This is a genomic window from Poinsettia branch-inducing phytoplasma str. JR1 (genome assembly GCF_000309465.1).
In the GTDB taxonomy this organism is placed as follows: domain Bacteria; phylum Bacillota_I; class Bacilli_A; order Acholeplasmatales; family Acholeplasmataceae; genus Phytoplasma; species Phytoplasma pruni.
Map to the genome: position 1 here is coordinate 1 of NZ_AKIK01000078.1, position 460 is coordinate 460.

At 27.0% G+C, this 460-nt stretch carries 1 protein-coding gene; it reads right to left on the minus strand.

Features of this window, described 5'->3' with window-relative positions; all coding sequences use genetic code 11:
* Positions 1-5: 5 nt before the first annotated feature.
* Complete coding sequence (gene rpsJ, locus ON17_RS01930; RefSeq protein WP_017191823.1) at positions 6-320, minus strand: 30S ribosomal protein S10; 315 nt, start codon at positions 318-320, stop codon at positions 6-8.
* Positions 321-460: the final 140 nt, after the last annotated feature.

Below are 460 nucleotides of genomic sequence, written 5' to 3' on the forward strand. Positions count from 1 at the left end.
TTTATTTATTTTTTTAAATAAATATTTACTGAATATGGTAAATTAATGTGCATTAAAGCATCGATTGTTTTAGCATTCGGATTAATAATTTGAATTAAACGTTTGTGAGTAGAACGACCAAATTGTTCTCTACTATCTTTATTTACAAAAGGTGAACGTAAAACAGTAAAAACCTCGTTTTTAGTTGGAAGAGGTATTGGACCTTTTATCTGAGCTCCTGTTTTGGAAATACTAGTGATAATTTTTTTTGCTGCTTGATCTATCAAATGATGATCGTAAGTTTTTAAAAGAATTTTAACAACTTCTTGTTCTTGAGCCACTGTTCTTATTCTCCTTTCTTGATTTTGATAATGACAATAACTTCCCAAATATATTTTTTTATAAAACAAAATGTGAAACTTAAACGAAAACATAAAATTATTTTGCAACATAAACCAAACCAAAATGGACTCTTAGATGA